13 protein-coding genes and 1 tRNA gene are annotated in these 15,815 nt (G+C 57.8%); 12 read left to right on the top strand and 2 right to left on the bottom strand.

What is annotated here, in order from left to right; translation table 11 throughout:
* The first annotated feature begins 91 nt into the window (after positions 1–91).
* The 11 genes from flgF (at position 92) to FYJ78_RS11180 (ending at position 12,992) form a co-directional block, all read left to right on the top strand.
* Positions 92–895, top strand: coding sequence for a flagellar basal-body rod protein FlgF (gene flgF / locus FYJ78_RS11230; protein ID WP_154621475.1), 804 nt, complete (start codon positions 92–94; stop codon positions 893–895).
* A 101-nt stretch (positions 896–996) separates the two neighbouring features.
* Entirely contained in the window at positions 997–1,788 is a 792-nt protein-coding gene (flgG, locus tag FYJ78_RS11225; RefSeq protein WP_154621474.1) for a flagellar basal-body rod protein FlgG, read from the top strand.
* Between the two features lie 5 nt (positions 1,789–1,793).
* Positions 1,794–2,564 (top strand): flagellar basal body P-ring formation chaperone FlgA, encoded by a 771-nt coding sequence (flgA, locus tag FYJ78_RS11220; RefSeq protein WP_154621473.1) that lies wholly within the window; start codon positions 1,794–1,796, stop codon positions 2,562–2,564.
* Positions 2,565–2,574: 10 nt separating this feature from the next.
* A complete protein-coding gene (locus FYJ78_RS11215; protein ID WP_154621472.1) occupies positions 2,575–3,180 on the top strand; it encodes a flagellar basal body L-ring protein FlgH in 606 nt (201 codons plus the stop codon).
* A 15-nt stretch (positions 3,181–3,195) separates the two neighbouring features.
* Positions 3,196–4,317 (top strand): flagellar basal body P-ring protein FlgI, encoded by a 1,122-nt coding sequence (locus FYJ78_RS11210; protein WP_154621471.1) that lies wholly within the window; start codon positions 3,196–3,198, stop codon positions 4,315–4,317.
* A gap of 37 nt (positions 4,318–4,354) precedes the next feature.
* The gene (locus FYJ78_RS11205) at positions 4,355–4,834 is read left to right on the top strand and encodes a rod-binding protein (RefSeq protein ID WP_408014462.1); all 480 of its coding nucleotides are present in this window, start codon (positions 4,355–4,357) and stop codon (positions 4,832–4,834) included.
* A 159-nt stretch (positions 4,835–4,993) separates the two neighbouring features.
* Entirely contained in the window at positions 4,994–6,484 is a 1,491-nt protein-coding gene (locus tag FYJ78_RS11200; protein ID WP_154621470.1) for a phosphodiester glycosidase family protein, read from the top strand.
* Positions 6,485–6,555: 71 nt separating this feature from the next.
* A complete protein-coding gene (locus FYJ78_RS11195) occupies positions 6,556–8,574 on the top strand; it encodes a SpoIVB peptidase S55 domain-containing protein (RefSeq protein WP_328597718.1) in 2,019 nt (672 codons plus the stop codon).
* Positions 8,575–8,662: 88 nt separating this feature from the next.
* The gene (gene murA / locus FYJ78_RS11190; protein WP_154621469.1) at positions 8,663–9,928 is read left to right on the top strand and encodes a UDP-N-acetylglucosamine 1-carboxyvinyltransferase; all 1,266 of its coding nucleotides are present in this window, start codon (positions 8,663–8,665) and stop codon (positions 9,926–9,928) included.
* Positions 9,929–10,017: 89 nt separating this feature from the next.
* Positions 10,018–11,097, top strand: a complete 1,080-nt coding sequence (locus FYJ78_RS11185) for an NADH:flavin oxidoreductase (protein WP_154621468.1) — start codon at positions 10,018–10,020, stop codon at positions 11,095–11,097.
* A 215-nt stretch (positions 11,098–11,312) separates the two neighbouring features.
* On the top strand, positions 11,313–12,992 hold the full coding sequence (locus FYJ78_RS11180; protein ID WP_154621494.1) for a carbon starvation CstA family protein: 1,680 nt from the start codon (positions 11,313–11,315) through the stop codon (positions 12,990–12,992).
* Positions 12,993–13,291: 299 nt separating this feature from the next.
* On the opposite strand, the gene FYJ78_RS11175 is transcribed toward FYJ78_RS11180, so the two are convergent.
* Entirely contained in the window at positions 13,292–14,470 is a 1,179-nt protein-coding gene (locus tag FYJ78_RS11175; protein WP_154621467.1) for an MFS transporter, read from the bottom strand.
* Between the two features lie 120 nt (positions 14,471–14,590).
* Between FYJ78_RS11175 and FYJ78_RS11170 the strand changes: the two genes are divergently transcribed.
* Positions 14,591–14,667, top strand: a tRNA-Arg gene (locus FYJ78_RS11170).
* 105 nt (positions 14,668–14,772) lie between these two features.
* Here the strand turns inward: FYJ78_RS11170 and FYJ78_RS11165 are convergent.
* The gene (locus FYJ78_RS11165) at positions 14,773–15,615 is read right to left on the bottom strand and encodes a menaquinone biosynthetic enzyme MqnA/MqnD family protein (protein WP_154621466.1); all 843 of its coding nucleotides are present in this window, start codon (positions 15,613–15,615) and stop codon (positions 14,773–14,775) included.
* Positions 15,616–15,815 lie beyond the last annotated feature (200 nt).

The following is a 15,815-nucleotide window of genomic DNA, read 5'->3' as shown; positions in this document are numbered from 1 at the left end:
TTTCGCGAATAAAAGCTGTTGAGAGTGGAAACCGGATCGTCCGGCATGGCCGGACTGAGTGAGGAATGAGAGAAGCAGGGAGTGAGATGTCATGTGGCGCGGACTTTATACGGCGGCTGCAGGGATGATTACAGAGACGAAGCGGACGGATACCATCGCCAATAATCTGGCCAATTCCAGCACTACGGGCTACAAGCGCGATGATGCGGTGAATCAGGAATTTGCACCGATGCTGATCCGGCGCATCAATGACGGAGGAATCGAAAACGACGTCACGTCGTTCAAGGGCTTTAGTCTGGGGACGAATCCGCCGGTGGTCGGTACGCTGGGACTGGGTTCCTATATCAGCGAGATCGCGACGGACCATTCGCAGGGCAGCATGCAGACGACGGGCAATCCGCTGGATCTGGCCATCGCCGGAGACGGCTATTTTGCGGTGCAGACGCCGCAGGGCGTCCGCTATACGCGCGACGGCAATTTTTACCGCTCCTCGACCGGCCAGCTGCAGACGGTAAACGGTCAGGCTGTGTTGGACGATCAGGGACGTCCCATTACGATTCCCGCTGGTACGACGACGATCTCCATCGCGGCGAAAGGGGAAATTTTCGCCGACAATCAGCGGATTGCCCGCCTCCAGTTCGTTCAGTTCGGGCCGGACCGCCGCGCGCTGCTCAAGCAGGGAAATAGTCTGTATTTCCCGCAGGCCGGCGCACAGCCGCAGCCTGCCGCCGGCGAGATCCAGCAGGGGATGCTGGAAAATTCCAATACGAACGTTGTCTCGGAGATGGTCAATCTCATCAATAACTATCGGATTTATGAGGCTGGCTCCAAGGCGGTCACGTCGCAGGATGCCATGCTGGATAAATCGGTCAATGATGTCGGGAGGCTCGGCTGACCCGGCATTTAAGAAAATGTGATCGTTGTACGATAATATAATGAATGGAAGGCGCAGAGGATGAACATGCGTCTGAAACAGGAAAAGGGAGGAATCCGAACATGATGAGAGCGCTTTGGTCCGCAGCTTCGGGGATGAAGGGCCAGCAGACCAATATGGACGTCATTTCCAATAACATCGCCAATGTCAATACGTATGGCGGCAAGAAAGTTCGTGCGGAGTTTCAGGATCTGGTCTATCAGAATCTGCGTGATGCAGGAGCACAGAGCGGCACGGATTCGCAGTATCCGACCGGTATGCAGATCGGTCTTGGCACGCGTGTAGCGGCGACGAGCCGCATCTTTACGCAGGGCAATCTGCAGACGACGGATAATCCGACTGATGTCGGCATACAGGGCGAAGGCTTTTTCCGCATTACGATGCCGGACGGGACGACGGCGTATACGCGCGACGGATCGTTTAAGCTGGATTCGAACCGCCGCCTTGTGACGACGGACGGCTATCCGCTGGCTGACGGTATCACGATCGATCAGACGGCGCCGAGCGATTCCATCGTGATTGCAGGCGACGGGCAGGTTTCCTGCACGCCTGCCGGCGGCACCCAGCAGAATGTCGGGCAGATCACATTGGCGCGCTTTGTCAATCCGGCCGGTCTTACGGCGATCGGCAAGAATCTGTTTGTCGTCTCCGAGGCGTCCGGCGATGCCATTGAGAGCACGCCGGGGCAGGACGGCGCCGGGACGCTGACCCAGAGCACGCTGGAAATGAGCAACGTACAGATCGTTGAGGAAATGGTCAACATGATTATTTCCCAGCGCGCCTATGAGTCCAATTCCAAGGCAATCACCACGTCTGACTCCATGCTGGAGATTGCCAACGGACTCAAGCGCTGATTGAATTGAAGAAGATCGCAGCAGCCATTCTGTTTGTTTTATGGAGTGGCTTCTTCTGTCTTTTCCTGCCGGTGCAGCCCGCGGAGGCGGCTTATGGCGGGGGGCTGATGGAAGAGCGCTTTCCGCAGTCGGTTGCGTCCGATTACTTTGCACAGCTGGCCCGGGAAAAGCTGGAGTCGGAGCTGGCCCGGACCGGCGATACGCGCCGGCATACGCTGGATCTTGTGCGGGCCCCGATGGAGATGCGCCTGCCGCCGGGAGCGCTCATCTGCGAGGTGGAGCTGCCGCAGCCGGTTCGCTATGGCGGCGTGACGCCGGTCTATATCCGCGTTTTTGTGGACGGGGCCTTTTACCGGCGGGCGATTTGTTATTACCGCGTCACGGTCTATGAGAATATTCTGGTTGCCGTTCACGACCTGATGATAGAAAAGCCGGTTGCCGCTGCGGATGTCCGTGTGGAGGAGCGCAGCGTGACGGGCAATGCCGGACAGTATCTGACCAGTCCGGAGGAGCTCATGGGGCGCGTGCCGGTTCGCATGATCCGGGCGGGAAGTCCGCTGGGAAAAGACATGCTGCAGAATCCGGTCATCATCGAGTCCGGAGCGCCGGTTACGCTCCTGGCTTCCTTTAACGGCGTAGAAGTAAAGACGGATGGCGTCGCCCTGCAGAAGGGCCGGAAAGGGGCGGTCATACGGGTGCGCAATGCGCGTTCCGGCAAGATGCTGCGCGGCAGAGTCGTAGACGCCGCGACGGTGGAGATCCTGAATGGAAAGTAAGAGGTGCAAGATGAAAACTCATAAGAGAATATCCGCTGCGCTGGCGGCGGTCCTGACGGCATGTTCTCTGACCGTCCTTCCGCTTCCTTCTGCCGCGGCTCAGTCTCTGTGGTCGGACGGCGGTTCGTCCTATAACGTGTTCGCTGACCGGAAGGCGCGGCAGGTCGGCGATATCCTGACCATTGTCATCAGCGAGTCCACGACGCTGTCGGCGACGAAGTCCAGCTCGAACAGCAAGAGCGGGAATACCTCGCTTTCGGCCGGTGTCGGTATTTTTGATTTCTTAAAAGCGGCTTCTGCCAGCGGCTCTGACTCGTTCAAGGCCAGCGGATCGTCTACCTCGAAAAATACGACGACGGGCAACGTGACGGTTACCGTCGTCGACGTTCAGCCGAACGGCAACATGACGGTTGAGGGGACGCAGTCGATCTGGCAGAACCGCAACGAACACAAGATTACATTCCGCGGGGTATGCCGTCAGGATGACGTTACGGTCAACAATACGATCCCGTCGACGAAGATCGCCGATGCGACGGTCAAGTTTGATGGCAAGGGGCCGCTTAACGCCAAACAGCGTCAGGGCATCCTGACGCAGGTATTCAACTTCCTGTTCTGAGTGCGGAGGGAAACCATGAAGAAATTTATCGCTTTACTGATGGCCGGGGCCTTTGCCGCCAGCCTGCTGCCGGGGACGGCCTCGGCGGACAGCGCCGTTACCCGGATCAAGGATATTGCCCGGGTACAGGGGGTCCGCTCCAATCAGCTCATGGGATATGGTCTGGTGGTCGGCCTCAACGGCACCGGCGATTCCAATAAATCGACCGAAACCATCCAGTCTATTGTGAATATGCTCAAGAGTTATGGCGTTTCGGTGAATCAGTCCACGTTGAAGGCGGACAATGTCGCGGCGGTCATGGTGACGGCGACGCTGCCGCCGTTTGTCCGGGAGGGCGACACCATCGATGTGACCGTGTCGTCGCTCGGCGATGCGGACAGCATTCAGGGCGGGACGCTGCTTCAGACGCCTCTGCGGGCCGGGAACGGCAATGTTTATGCGGTGGCGCAGGGCGCCGTATCGACGGGCGGCTTCATGGCAGGCCGCGGCGGCGGCAGCGGCAGCACGGCGACCAAGAACTTTCCCACGGTCGGCATGACGCCGAACGGCGCGATCGTCGAGCGGACGGTGGAAGACGATCTCGGAACAGACGGCAGCCTTTCTCTGTCGCTGTCCAATCCGGATTTTACGACGGCTTCGCGCATCGCGTCGGCCATCAATTCGCAGTATGGCGGGATCGCGAAAGCGGCCAATCCGGGGCGCATCGATATCAGTGTCCCCGCCTATTATCGCAATAACGTCGTCGGCTTCGTCTCGTCGATCGAAGAGCTGCCGGTTATGCCGGATCACGCGGCCAAAATTGTCGTCAATGAACGTACGGGAACCATTGTGATGGGCGGCGATGTTTCGGTGGACGAGGTGGCCATTACGCAGGGCGGCCTGTCCATCAAGGTGCAGAAGAACCGGAACGCCAGCCAGCCGGATCCGTTCAGCTACGGCACGACGATTGTGACGAGAAATACGGATGTCAAGGTGAAGGAGGACAAGGCCAGCACCATCGTCCTGCCGGCTACGGCCAATATCAGCGACATCGTCGGAGCACTCAATGCCGTGGGCGCGACGCCGCGCGATACGATTTCGATTCTGCAGGCCATCAAGGCGTCCGGCGCCCTGCATGCAGAGCTGCAGATCATCTGATGCAGAATCAGAATGGTGAGAGAAAGGAAGATGCGGGATGCAGATAGCGCCTTTGGACCCGATGGGATGGAACGAACAAAGCGGGAATGCTGCAGGCTATGAATCTGCCCGCGCAGCGGCGGAGTCGAAGCAGTTCGAGTCCGTGCTGAAGGAGATGCAGAACAAAGCCGCGGCAGCCGGAAAACCGGCGCCGCTGATCGACAAAGAAGCTGCGGCGAAGCAGGACAAGGAGCTTCGGGAGGCCTGCCGCGGCTTTGAGGCCATGTTCCTGTCCATGATGTACAAGCAGATGCGGGCGACGGTGCCCGAGGACTCGCTGTTCGGGGAATCCAACGCCCGGCAGATCTTCGAGGATATGAGGGATTCGGAGCTCATGAAGCAGGCGGCGGAGTCCGGCGGCGTCGGGCTGGCGGATATGATGTACCGCCAGCTGTCCCCGCAGGTTCTGTCCAGGGAATCCGCGCAGCAGCAGGCGGCGCAAAAAGCACGGCAGGCAGCTGCTGCGGTGAAAAAATAAACAGGAGTCAACGGAATTGAATAGCCTTCTCTTGCGGGAAGGTGGCCCCGGACGGGGCAGGGGAATCGCCGGTAAGGCATGCCCTGCCCGATGCGGTCCGGCACCTTTTTGCGGGGGAAGGCTTTTTATTCTGTTTCATAGGAAGGAAGAGATAGGTCTATGAATAGGTTGAGACGAAGGGTTCTGGCGGTATTGCTGGCCGCGATGCTGTCGATGCCGGCGGCGTCGGCGGCAGATTTGACGGCGGTGCGTTATCACAGCGGCAGCGAACACGACCGGGTGGTATTCGATCTTTCGTCCATGCCGGATTACCGGGTGCGGACTTCGGCGGATGGACGCGAGGTGACGATTGATTTTCGCGATGTGTCGGCTGCGGCGAAGATCAGCCGGACACGGCTGGAAAGCAGCCGTATCGAGTCGGTGAAATACAAGGCCGGACAGGGGCATTTTCTTGTGACGCTGCGGCTGAAAAGCGGATTGGACTTTCAGGTCAGGAAGCTGAGCCATCCGGCGCGCGTCTTTGTGGATGTGGTGCCGAAGTCCGCGGTGAAGTCCTATGGCGGCAGCGAAACGAACAGTCGGAAGGATGCGGGCGCCCCGGCGTCTCCCGCCGCGGGCGGCGAAGGGAATATCCTGCCGCTTTCGTTTGACGGGCTGTACACCCGGATGGCCGCGCCGGGGATTGCCAGCCGCACCTATGTGTATTGGGACGCGGACGGCAAGGTTTCGGCGTATTTTGTCGAGGCGGACAAAAATCTTTATGCGGTGAAGCCGGTATTGGCGCGCGGACGGGTGCCGGGGCTGCAGACGACCAGCGGTATGTCCGATGCGGCCGATGCGGTGGCCGCGGTCAACGCGACCTATTTTGCGGGCAATGGCGACATGATCGGTCTGGTGAAGATCGACGGCGTGATCGCGGGAACGACGTATTATACCCGCTCCGCTTTCGGCCTGATGCCGGACGGCAGGCCCGTGTTCGGGCGCGTGTCGTACAGCGGGACGGTCACGCTGGGCGATGAAACACAGCCGGTATCGGGCGTGGATGCGGAGCGCGGAGAGAACAATCTGATCGTTTACAACAAATGGTACGGCAGCCGGACGCGCACCAATGAATACGGCATGGAATATACGGTGCGCAATGGAAAAGTGACCGGCATACAGACCGGAAATTCGCCGATTCCCGCGGACGGCTGCGTCATTTCCGTGCATGGGACAGCCGCTGAAGCCTTTGCGGGAGTACAGATCGGCGACCGGGCCGTGGTCACCGAGGATCTGGGCTCTCCGTGGAATGAAGCGGTGCAGATCATGGGAGCCGGGCCGCGTCTTGTTGAAGGCGGTCAGGTTCATGTGACGGCCGGAGAAGAGGAGTTCCCATCAGATATCCGTTATGGCCGGGCGCCGCGCAGCGCCGTAGCCGTGCTGCGGAACGGCAATTACTTATTTGGGGTTGTCGATGGGCGGCAGGCCGACAGTCACGGCCTTACGCTGACGGAATGGGCGAAGCTGCTGATCAAAATGGGAGCGGTGGACGCTGTCAATCTCGACGGCGGCGGCTCCAGCGATCTCGTCATCGGAGGGAAGGTGCAGAATAAGCCGTCGGACGGATCGGAACGGGCTGTCGGCAGCGCGCTGATTCTGATGAAAAAATGATGGGAATCCTGCCTTTCTGGACAGAGTATGATATAATAAACAGATAATGGGAGTTCAGACGTTTGAATGAGGTGAATTTTTTGCGCAGATATATCAAGAAGCTGGCTGCTGCGGGCATGGCCGCTGTGTTCTGGTCAGCTCAGGCGGCCTCCGTGCTGGCCATGGATCCGATCCTGCCCCACGATCAGGTTCGGCCGGGCATGACGGGAACAGCCTGGACGGTTGTCGACAGCTCCGGGGTACGGAAAGATTTTCAGGTGGATATCGTTGGCACGCTGGACAACGGAAAGGGCTCACAGCCCATGATTATGGCGAAAGCCTCCGGGCCGGTCATTGAACAGACGGGCGGCATTCTCCAGGGCATGAGCGGCAGTCCGGTCTATGTGGGCGGGCGTCTGGTCGGCGCGGTAGCGGCCGGTATCAAAGAAATGACGCCGTATACGTTCTTCATCACGCCGATCGATGAGATGCTCCCCCTCTGGAAAATGCCGGATCGGAAAAATCAAACGCATATTCATACGATCGATCTCCATAAGTTAGCGGAAGAACAGGCCAAAAAAGAGGCAGAGCAGAAAAAGAAACAGGAAGAGCGGGCCGGAAAGGGCGCCGGCGGCAAGCTGACTGGCGATGCGCTGATCGAGCGGGCCCGGGAAGCTCTGGCGGAGCAGAAAAAGAAGGCGGCCGCGGAAGAAGCGGCTTCCCCTGCCGCACCGTCTGAATCCGCCGGGAAAGCGGATTCTGCGGACGCGAAGGAAAGCGCCGCTCCGGCGGAAAAGACCGCCGAGCCCAAGTCGGTATTGTATTTCTCCGGCTTCAATCAGGCCGGGTTGAACTTCCTGCAGAAGCAGCTGGATCCGCAGGGAACCATGAAGTTCCTGCCGATGGGAGCGCCGGTTCAGGCGGATATGAACCGTACGGACTATGAGGCCTCGCTGGCTCCGGGATCGGCGATCGGCGTCGCCGTGGCCTATGGCGACTTTGCCGTAGGGGCCACCGGTACGGTCACGGCCGTCGATGGCCAAAAGGTGCTCGCTTTCGGACATCCGTTTATGCATCGCGGCAATGTGAATTATTTCATGACGGATGCAAAAGTCGTCGGAACGATCAGCGGGCAGAGCAATGGCATGAAGATCGCCAATATCGGCAGCATTATCGGCCGGATCAGTCAGGACCGTGCCACGGGAATAGCGGGGACGATCGGGACGTTCCCCGCGGTAGTGCCGATCCGGGTCAAGGTACGGGACGCTTCGCTGGCCCGTGTGGACGATTACGGCGCGCGCATTGCCTATGACGAGGATTTCCTCGCTCAGCTCAGCGGCGGCATCGCTTATGCGGCGATGAGCAAAACATCGGATAATCTGAGCGGAAGTACGGCCAAGGTTTCCTTCACGATCCGCACGAATGCGGTAAAGGGCGGCAAAGTGGAGCGAAACAATATGTTTTATAATGCGGCGGATGTCGGTCAGATCGCTATGGCGGAGCTCATGCAGGCGATGACGATCATCAGCCAGAATAGCGATATGGAATCCGATATCATTGATGTGCAGGTTCAGATCGACGTCGATGATACCCGGCGCACCGCGTCGCTGATTTCTGCGGTGCCGGACCGCAAGACCGCCAGACCCGGCGAGGTCGTGAACTTTACGACGACGATCAAGCCGTGGCGCAAGGCGAAGGAGACGATGATCATCCCCTATACGGTGCCGGAAAATCAGCCGGACGGGCCGCTGGTGCTCGATATCCGCGGCGGCGGATTGGTGCCGGCTACGCCGATCATGGTGCTGCAGCAGTCGGGACTGGACGTAAAGAGCGAAGACGATGCGAAGCTGACGGCGGCGGACCGGCTGAAGAAGCTGCAGGAAAGCGGGCGCAACAATGAAATCATCATCGCGCCGGGGCCGGTGCAGAAGCAGCTTTCCGCGCATGAACAGCGCAGGCTCGCACAGGAACAGGCCCGGCGCAAAGCCGCTTCGCGCAAGGTGACGCTTTTGGGAGCGGGCGAGAAGAAAAAAACCGGTGAGTCCAAGTTCGCGACGAACTACATCATCGACAATGTTATTCATGCGACTCTGCAGATCGAGAGAAAGTAAAAAGAGTCCTATTGTCATGAATCGTATATGATGATAAACTATTGGTTGATGCTTTTCAGGCGCAGCTATTAGGAGGAAAACGAACTTAATGGAAAAGTTGATTATACATGGGGGACGCCGGCTGGAGGGCCGGGTAAAGATCAGCGGAGCCAAGAACGCGGTGCTGCCGATCATCGCGGCGACGCTTCTCGGGCAGGATGCCCCCAGCCTGCTGGACGAGGTGCCGGCGCTGGAAGATGTGCATACGATCACCGAGGTATTGAAGAAGCTGGGAGTCAAGGCTGAGTTTGACGCCGCCGGGCATCAGCTTCACGTGGACAGCACGGTGATTGGCAGCTGTGAAGCGCCGTATGATCTGGTCCGCAAGATGCGGGCGTCGTTTCTCATCATGGGGCCGCTGCTGGCCCGCTGCGGCAAGGCGAGGATCTCTCTGCCCGGCGGCTGCGCGATTGGAACGCGGCCGATCGACCTGCATCTCAAAGGCTTTGAAGCGCTCGGCGCGGATATTCATATCGGCCATGGCTTCATCGAGGCGGCGGCGCCCGAGGGCCTGCACGGTGCGAAAATTTATCTGGATTTTCCCAGCGTCGGCGCGACGGAAAACATCCTGATGGCCGCTTCCATGGCCGAGGGACAGACGATTTTGGAGAACCCGGCGCAGGAGCCGGAAATCGTCGATCTGGCGAATTATCTCAATGTCATGGGCGCGAGGATTCGCGGAGCCGGAACGAATGTCATCAAGATCGACGGCGTGTCCAAGCTCATGGGGCGCGATTACACGATCATTCCTGACCGCATCGAAGCGGGGACCTATATGGTCGCGGCTGCGATGACCCGGGGCGATGTATATATCGAAAATGCGATCAGCGAGCATCTGAAGCCGGTTATCGCCAAGCTCAAGGAAGCGGGCGTCACCATCGAGGAGGATGTCAACGGCATCCGCGTAATCTGCGACAGCCGTACCAAATCGGTGGACATCAAGACGATGCCGTATCCGGGTTTTCCGACGGACATGCAGGCGCAGTTCATGGCCATGCTCGCCGTTTCCGAAGGAACTGGTCTGGTAACGGAGACCGTGTTCGAGAACCGGTTCATGCATGTCGACGAGCTGAAACGGATGGGGGCAAACATCAGAATCGACGGGCGCACCTCCGTGGTCGAAGGCGTCGAAACGCTGATGGGCTGTCAGGTCAAGGCGACGGATCTGCGCGCCGGAGCGGCGATGGTTCTGGCCGGACTGGTCGCCGAGGGAGAAACGCAGGTAGGATATATTCACCATATCGACCGCGGCTACGACAATCTCGTCGCCAAGCTGGTCGGGCTCGGTGCGGATATCTGCCGGGTGGACCAATGAGACGGTGCGGTTTCCATGGGACAGAGCGTGTGGAGCAGGGGGCTGTTCATGGAAAAACGGATATAAGACAGACTTCCTGGAGGTAATGTATGAGCAACAAAATCGAATCTCCGCTCCAGCTGGCGGATATCCGACTGAAAAACCGCGTGATCCGTTCGGCCGTGCACAGCTTTTTGGCGGATCAGGACGGATATATGACCGAAGCGGAATACGCCATGTATGAGGCACTGGCCGGATCCGGCATCGGGACGATCATCACGGGACATTGCTGTGTAGACCCGCTGGGGCGCGCCAATCCCGATCAGGTAAATATTTATGAGGATTGCTATGCCGGCCAGTTCCGCCGCGCCGCGGATATTGTTCATGCGCAGGGGGCGGTTCTCATCCCGCAGATCTCCCATGCCGGCCCGCGATCGATCGGGCATGACGATCTGGCTGATGTCGTGGCGCGGCCGCTGAAAAAAGGGCGAAACGCGCGGATGCTGACCGTGGAAGAAATCCATGCCATCGAGCGGCGCTTTATTCAGGCCGCAGTTCGTCTGCAGAAGGCCGGCGTCGACGGCGTGCAGCTTCATGCCGCACATTCCTATCTGCTTTCCCGTTTTATCGACCCGACGTTCAACCAGCGTACGGATGAATACGGCGGGGATGTGGCCGGCCGCTTCCGCATGACGGAACGCATTATCCGCGGGATTCATGAGGCCTGCGGCCCGTCGTTCCCCGTCCTAATAAAGATCAACATCGATACCAAGCAGGAAGACCATGCGGCTTACCGCGAGGATATGATCTGGATTCTTTCGCGCTGCCGGGAGCTTGGCGTATCGCTGGTGGAATTATCCGGCGTGGACTTCATCAATCAGCCCAAGACGGCGACGCTTTATTATCTGGACGAAGCAAAGCTGCTGAGACAGGCCGTGCCGCAGATGCCGCTGAGTCTGGTCGGCGGAGTCCGGTCGCTGGCGGATATGGAAGCCGTGCTGGATGCCGGACTGGATGCGGTATCGCTGGGACGATCTCTGATCGCCGAGCCGGATTTCCTGCCAAAGGCTTTGGCGGGAAAAACCTCTGTCTGCCTTTCCTGCAACCGCTGTTTTGTCCTGCCCCAAATGCATCCGGGCATTCGCTGCGTATGGGAATGGAAAGCCCGGCGGGCCAAGGCCGCGCAGTAAATCTTGCCAGTTTTTTGAAAATTACTTCTTTATGTTTACAAGTTGACACTTTTTTTTCATAGTGCTAAGATACAATCCATAAGAAAGTCCGGTCGCAATGGCGCGATATGGGTGGAATTGTTCGGATGTATCTTGCATAAGAACAAAAATATCCCGCCTGCATCATGCGATGCGGACGGGATTTATTTTTTTATCTATGGAAAGAGGGAGTTATGATGAATGGTTTGACGATTGTCGGTTTAGCCATCGTCGTATTCGTGGCCGCTTATGCCGGTTATGGCCGATGGCTGGTCAAAACGTGGGGGATCGATCCGCGGGCAAAAACGCCGGCCGTGAAGTATGAGGACGGTCAGGATTTTGCTCCGGCTTCGCGCTTTACGGTGTTTTCGCATCAATTTTCGTCCATTACCGGCGCCGGCCCTGTGACTGGCCCGATCATTGCGGCGATGTTCGGCTGGGCGCCGGCGCTGCTCTGGCTGCTGGTCGGCGGTGTGTTTTTCGGTGCGGTGCAGGACTTTACGGCGCTGTACGCATCGGTCAAAAATGAAGGTAAATCCATGGGCATGCTCATCGAGCAGTATGTCGGCAAGACGGGCCGCCGCCTGTTCCTGCTTTTCTGCTGGCTGTTCACGTTGCTGGTGCTGGCTGCCTTTGCCGACATCATCGCCAATACGTTCAACGGCATGACCAAGGCAGGGGCGCCGAACGTGCCGGGGGCTCAGGCCGCATCGATTTCCATGCTGTACATTTTTGTCGCGATGGGTTTTGGTTTCTTCATCCGCAAGGTCAACCCGTCGGGCGTTGTGAAGTTTCTGGTTGCTGTGGTTCTGGTTTTGGCCATGTTTGCCGTCGGCATGCAGTCCCCGCTCTATTTTGACGCGCAGACCTGGCGCTATGTCACGTTCGGCTACTGCTTTATCGCCTCGGTCCTTCCCATGTGGCTGCTGATGGAGCCGCGCGACTATCTGAGCGCGTTCCTGCTCCTTGGCATGGTTTTCGGCGGCGTGGTCGGCGTCATCGTTGCCAATCCGTCGATCAACATGCCGGCCTTTGTCGGATTTGAAGTCAACGGAAAGTCGCTGTTCCCGATTCTGTTCATCACGATCGCCTGTGGCGCCGTATCCGGGTTCCATAGTCTGGTGTCCTCCGGCACCTCGTCCAAGGCCATCGCCAAAGAGGACGATATGCTGCCGGTCGGCTACGGCGCTATGCTGGTAGAGTCGCTGCTCGGCGTCGTGGCGCTGGTCATTGCCTGCGCCGCAGCGTCCAACGGAGTTCTGCCGAAGGGTACGCCGTTCCAGATTTTTGCCGGAGCGATCAGCGGCTTCTTCCAGATGTTTGGCCTGCCTGCCGGCGTTTCCGCCTGCGTCATTACCATGTGCGTTTCCGCACTGGCCATGACGACGATTGATTCGGTCGCCCGCATCGGCCGCATGTCCTTTCAGGAGCTTTTCACACCGAGTGAGGGAGAAAAGCCAGGGGCGGTCGCTTCTCTCTGCATGAATACTTATTTCTCGACCGTGATTACGCTTTTCCTGGCATTCTTCCTCTGCATGGCCGGCTACATGAATATCTGGCCGCTGTTTGGCGCGGCGAATCAGCTTCTTTCCGCGCTGGTTCTCATTTCGCTGGCCGTGTTCCTCCGCACGACGGGCCGTAAGGGCTGGATGCTCTATGTCCCCATGACGTTCATGTTCATCGTGACTATGACGGCGCTGGTCATGAGCGTTGCCGGGGGAATCGCGAAGCTGCAGGCCGGCAGCTTCGTCCCGATGATCGACGGGCTGCAGCTCATTTTGGCATTGGCCCTGATGACGCTGGCTGTTCTTGTCGTCAAGCACTGCGGAAAAGAACTGATCAGCGGCAAAGCGGAAATGCCGCAGCCGGAAGAATAACCTGTTGCTTATATCCTGAGTCATAAAAACGCACCGGACAAGGTAAATGTCCGGTGCGTTTTGCTTGTGAAAAAACGCCGTCAGGCGGTTTTTAACGGTCAGTCCTCGTCGGTATCGCGGTATTCCAGCCAATAAGTAAAGGCTGTAGTCAGGACTGCCAGAATAATCCAGGTATACGATGGAATGGATGAAATCATGTTTGTTACCTCCTGGTCGATAAATAAGATCGGTGTGATAGCAAGCGTTGCTTTCCGATAGTCTGTACAGTATAGCAGGCGTTTATGAAAAGAAACAGGAAGTCAGGAGGACCGGCGGATATAAGCGTGATGAACGGCCGTGCTGAGGATCAGCAGCAGGATGCCGGCAAAGCCGAATACGAATGGCATGCCGAGCCATGTCGCGATGACCCCGCCGAGAATAGGGCCGGCCATGGAGCCGACCTGCTGGGCGGCAAAGAGGAGGCCGAAAATGCGCCCCTTATGGCTGGGCGGCGTATGGGCCGCAAGCACGGCATTGATCGCCGGATGAATGGCGCAGAAGAATAGTCCGCCGACAAACTGCATAAAAGCAAACCAGTAAAGATTCGGCCAGCTTCCCTGAAGGATCATCGTGATGCCCGCGCCCGCCATGCCGCAGCACATGGCGCGGAAAAATCCGCGGCGCTGGCCGAACGAGCCCCAAAACGGCGCGCCTATCGCGCCGGCAATGCCGCCGAGCGAGAAAACAAGGCCGGCCACGAAAACAAGATTCGGCAGATTGCCGGCCAGATGAGCGATATACGTTGTGAGGATCGGCTGGAGGATCAGGATAACCATCTGAACCAGCGTTCCGCACAAAAGCATATTGCGGATGAGCGGGATATGAAAGAGGCTGACCGTCCCGGGCTGCGTGGCTTTTTCCTGAGGCTGCGCGGCCGGCGGTTCCTTGATGACAAAGGTAAAAATGAGGAAGTTCAGGAACAGGGCGCCGGAGGCGAGGAAGAAGGAATACCGCATGCCGACAAGCTCGGCCAGCACGCCGCCGAGTAGAGGCCCGACGACGCCGCCCGCCGTCAGCACGCCCTGCATGATGCCGAGGCACAGCCCGAGGCGGCTCGCGGGAGCGTAAAGGGTCATAATCGCGAGATCCATCGGCCATAGTCCGGAAGCGAATCCCTGAAACAGCCGCATCAGCGTGAGCTGCTCGGGACTCTGCACGATTCCGCCGAGAAAATAGCTGATCGACAGGAGAAAACTGGCGCGCATGGCCATGAGTCGTTTTCCCTTCGTATCCGCCATCCTTCCCCAGATCGGCGCCATGATTGCCGATACGAGAAACGAGGCGGAAAACACAATGCCCGACCAGAGGCTGACGGATGCTGCATCCACGCCGAGCTCACGGGTCAGATACATCGGCAAAAAGGGAATCAGCATCGTATAACTGGCCGACATGAATAGAATATTGCAGGTCAAAATGCCCAATACGACTTTCCAGTTCAAGATAACACGTCCTTTTTCCATACATATGAGGGATGCCATCTATTTTATCACGCTGGGCGGAGATGTAAATGTTTTTCTTGTATTGCATAACACTTCGGCTTCTGCTAAAATAATATTGTTGCGGTTGTAGCTCAGATGGATAGAGCGTCCGCCTCCTAAGCGGCAGGTCGTGAGTTCGACTCTCACCAATCGCACCATGAATACTTCGCCCTGTGATGAGAGACGGAAGCCTGAACGGGGCGTTAAAAAGCGCAGAGGATTCTTTCCTCCGCGTTTTTTTGTTCCCTTTTTTTCTTCGGCGGTCAGCGCCTTACGTTGGCCATCCGGAGCATCGGCACATGCTCGATGAGGTTCATCTGGTGAGCGAGTTCATAAAAGGTATGCAGTCCGTCGAGATATTCTTCGGTGAGATCCCAGCGAATGACATTCCCGAGGTAATGGTCGAGCTGGTCGTAAGTGAATGGGCTGCCTGCGGCAATGGCCGAATCGATGACTTCTCTTTTATGCTCAAGACCGAGCCGGAATGCGCGGTGAATGCGGTCGTAGACGAGCTGCAGCAGTTCCGGCTGCTGCCGGGCGAAATTTTGGTTGGCCACCCAGAGCGCATAGACCATCTTTTTTCCCGTCAGCTGTTTCCATTCGCGCCCCAGATCGTAGTAAAAGAATCCCGGCTGGCGGTGGTGATAGAGCCACAGCGCATCGTCGCCGATGAGCAGGGAGGCGGAGGCGTCATCAGGGACCGGGTCCTCCGGCGTGATATGGCGTATATAATATTGGGGAATGGCGCCGTAGGCGGCGCGGAGAATGATCTTGAGCAGGCAGTGCGAAGTAGCGGATTTTGCCGTCAGGATGATCTTGTCGTTCTGCAGGGAATGAATGGGCTTGCGCGAGACGAGAAGGATGCTCTGGACATCGCCGTCGGTGCTGATGCAGACATCCGGAAGGATGACCAGCTCCTCGCTGTCTCTGGCATATATGATGGATGAGACATTGCTGACATCCAGCCGATGGGTCAAAATGTCGTTATTGAGTACGGCCGGCACTCCGCGCGTGATGGACAGCCCGCGGTCTGCGCCGTGTGCATAGCTCCAGGTAAGGGGCAGGACGTTCAGAAAATGGATATGTCCGACTCTTGGACAGCTCATAGAAGATGCTCCTTTCGTTCAAAAAGCTCATCCTTATTATACATGGCTTCTCCGCAAAAAGATATGAAGAGGGAAAAGTATACAATGTGCGAAGCAGCTGCAAACTGTCAGAAAAGAGCGAGGAATATTGACATTTCGTCCAAATGTGAGTAAAATTATTTGATAGAATCAACAAGATAGTTGTGAATTCTATCGACAGG

The organism is Wylensekiella montiformis (assembly GCF_009697385.1).
Classification (GTDB): Bacteria; Bacillota; Negativicutes; order Selenomonadales; family Selenomonadaceae; genus Selenomonas_A; species Selenomonas_A montiformis.
This window is presented reverse-complemented; position numbering and strand designations above follow the sequence as displayed.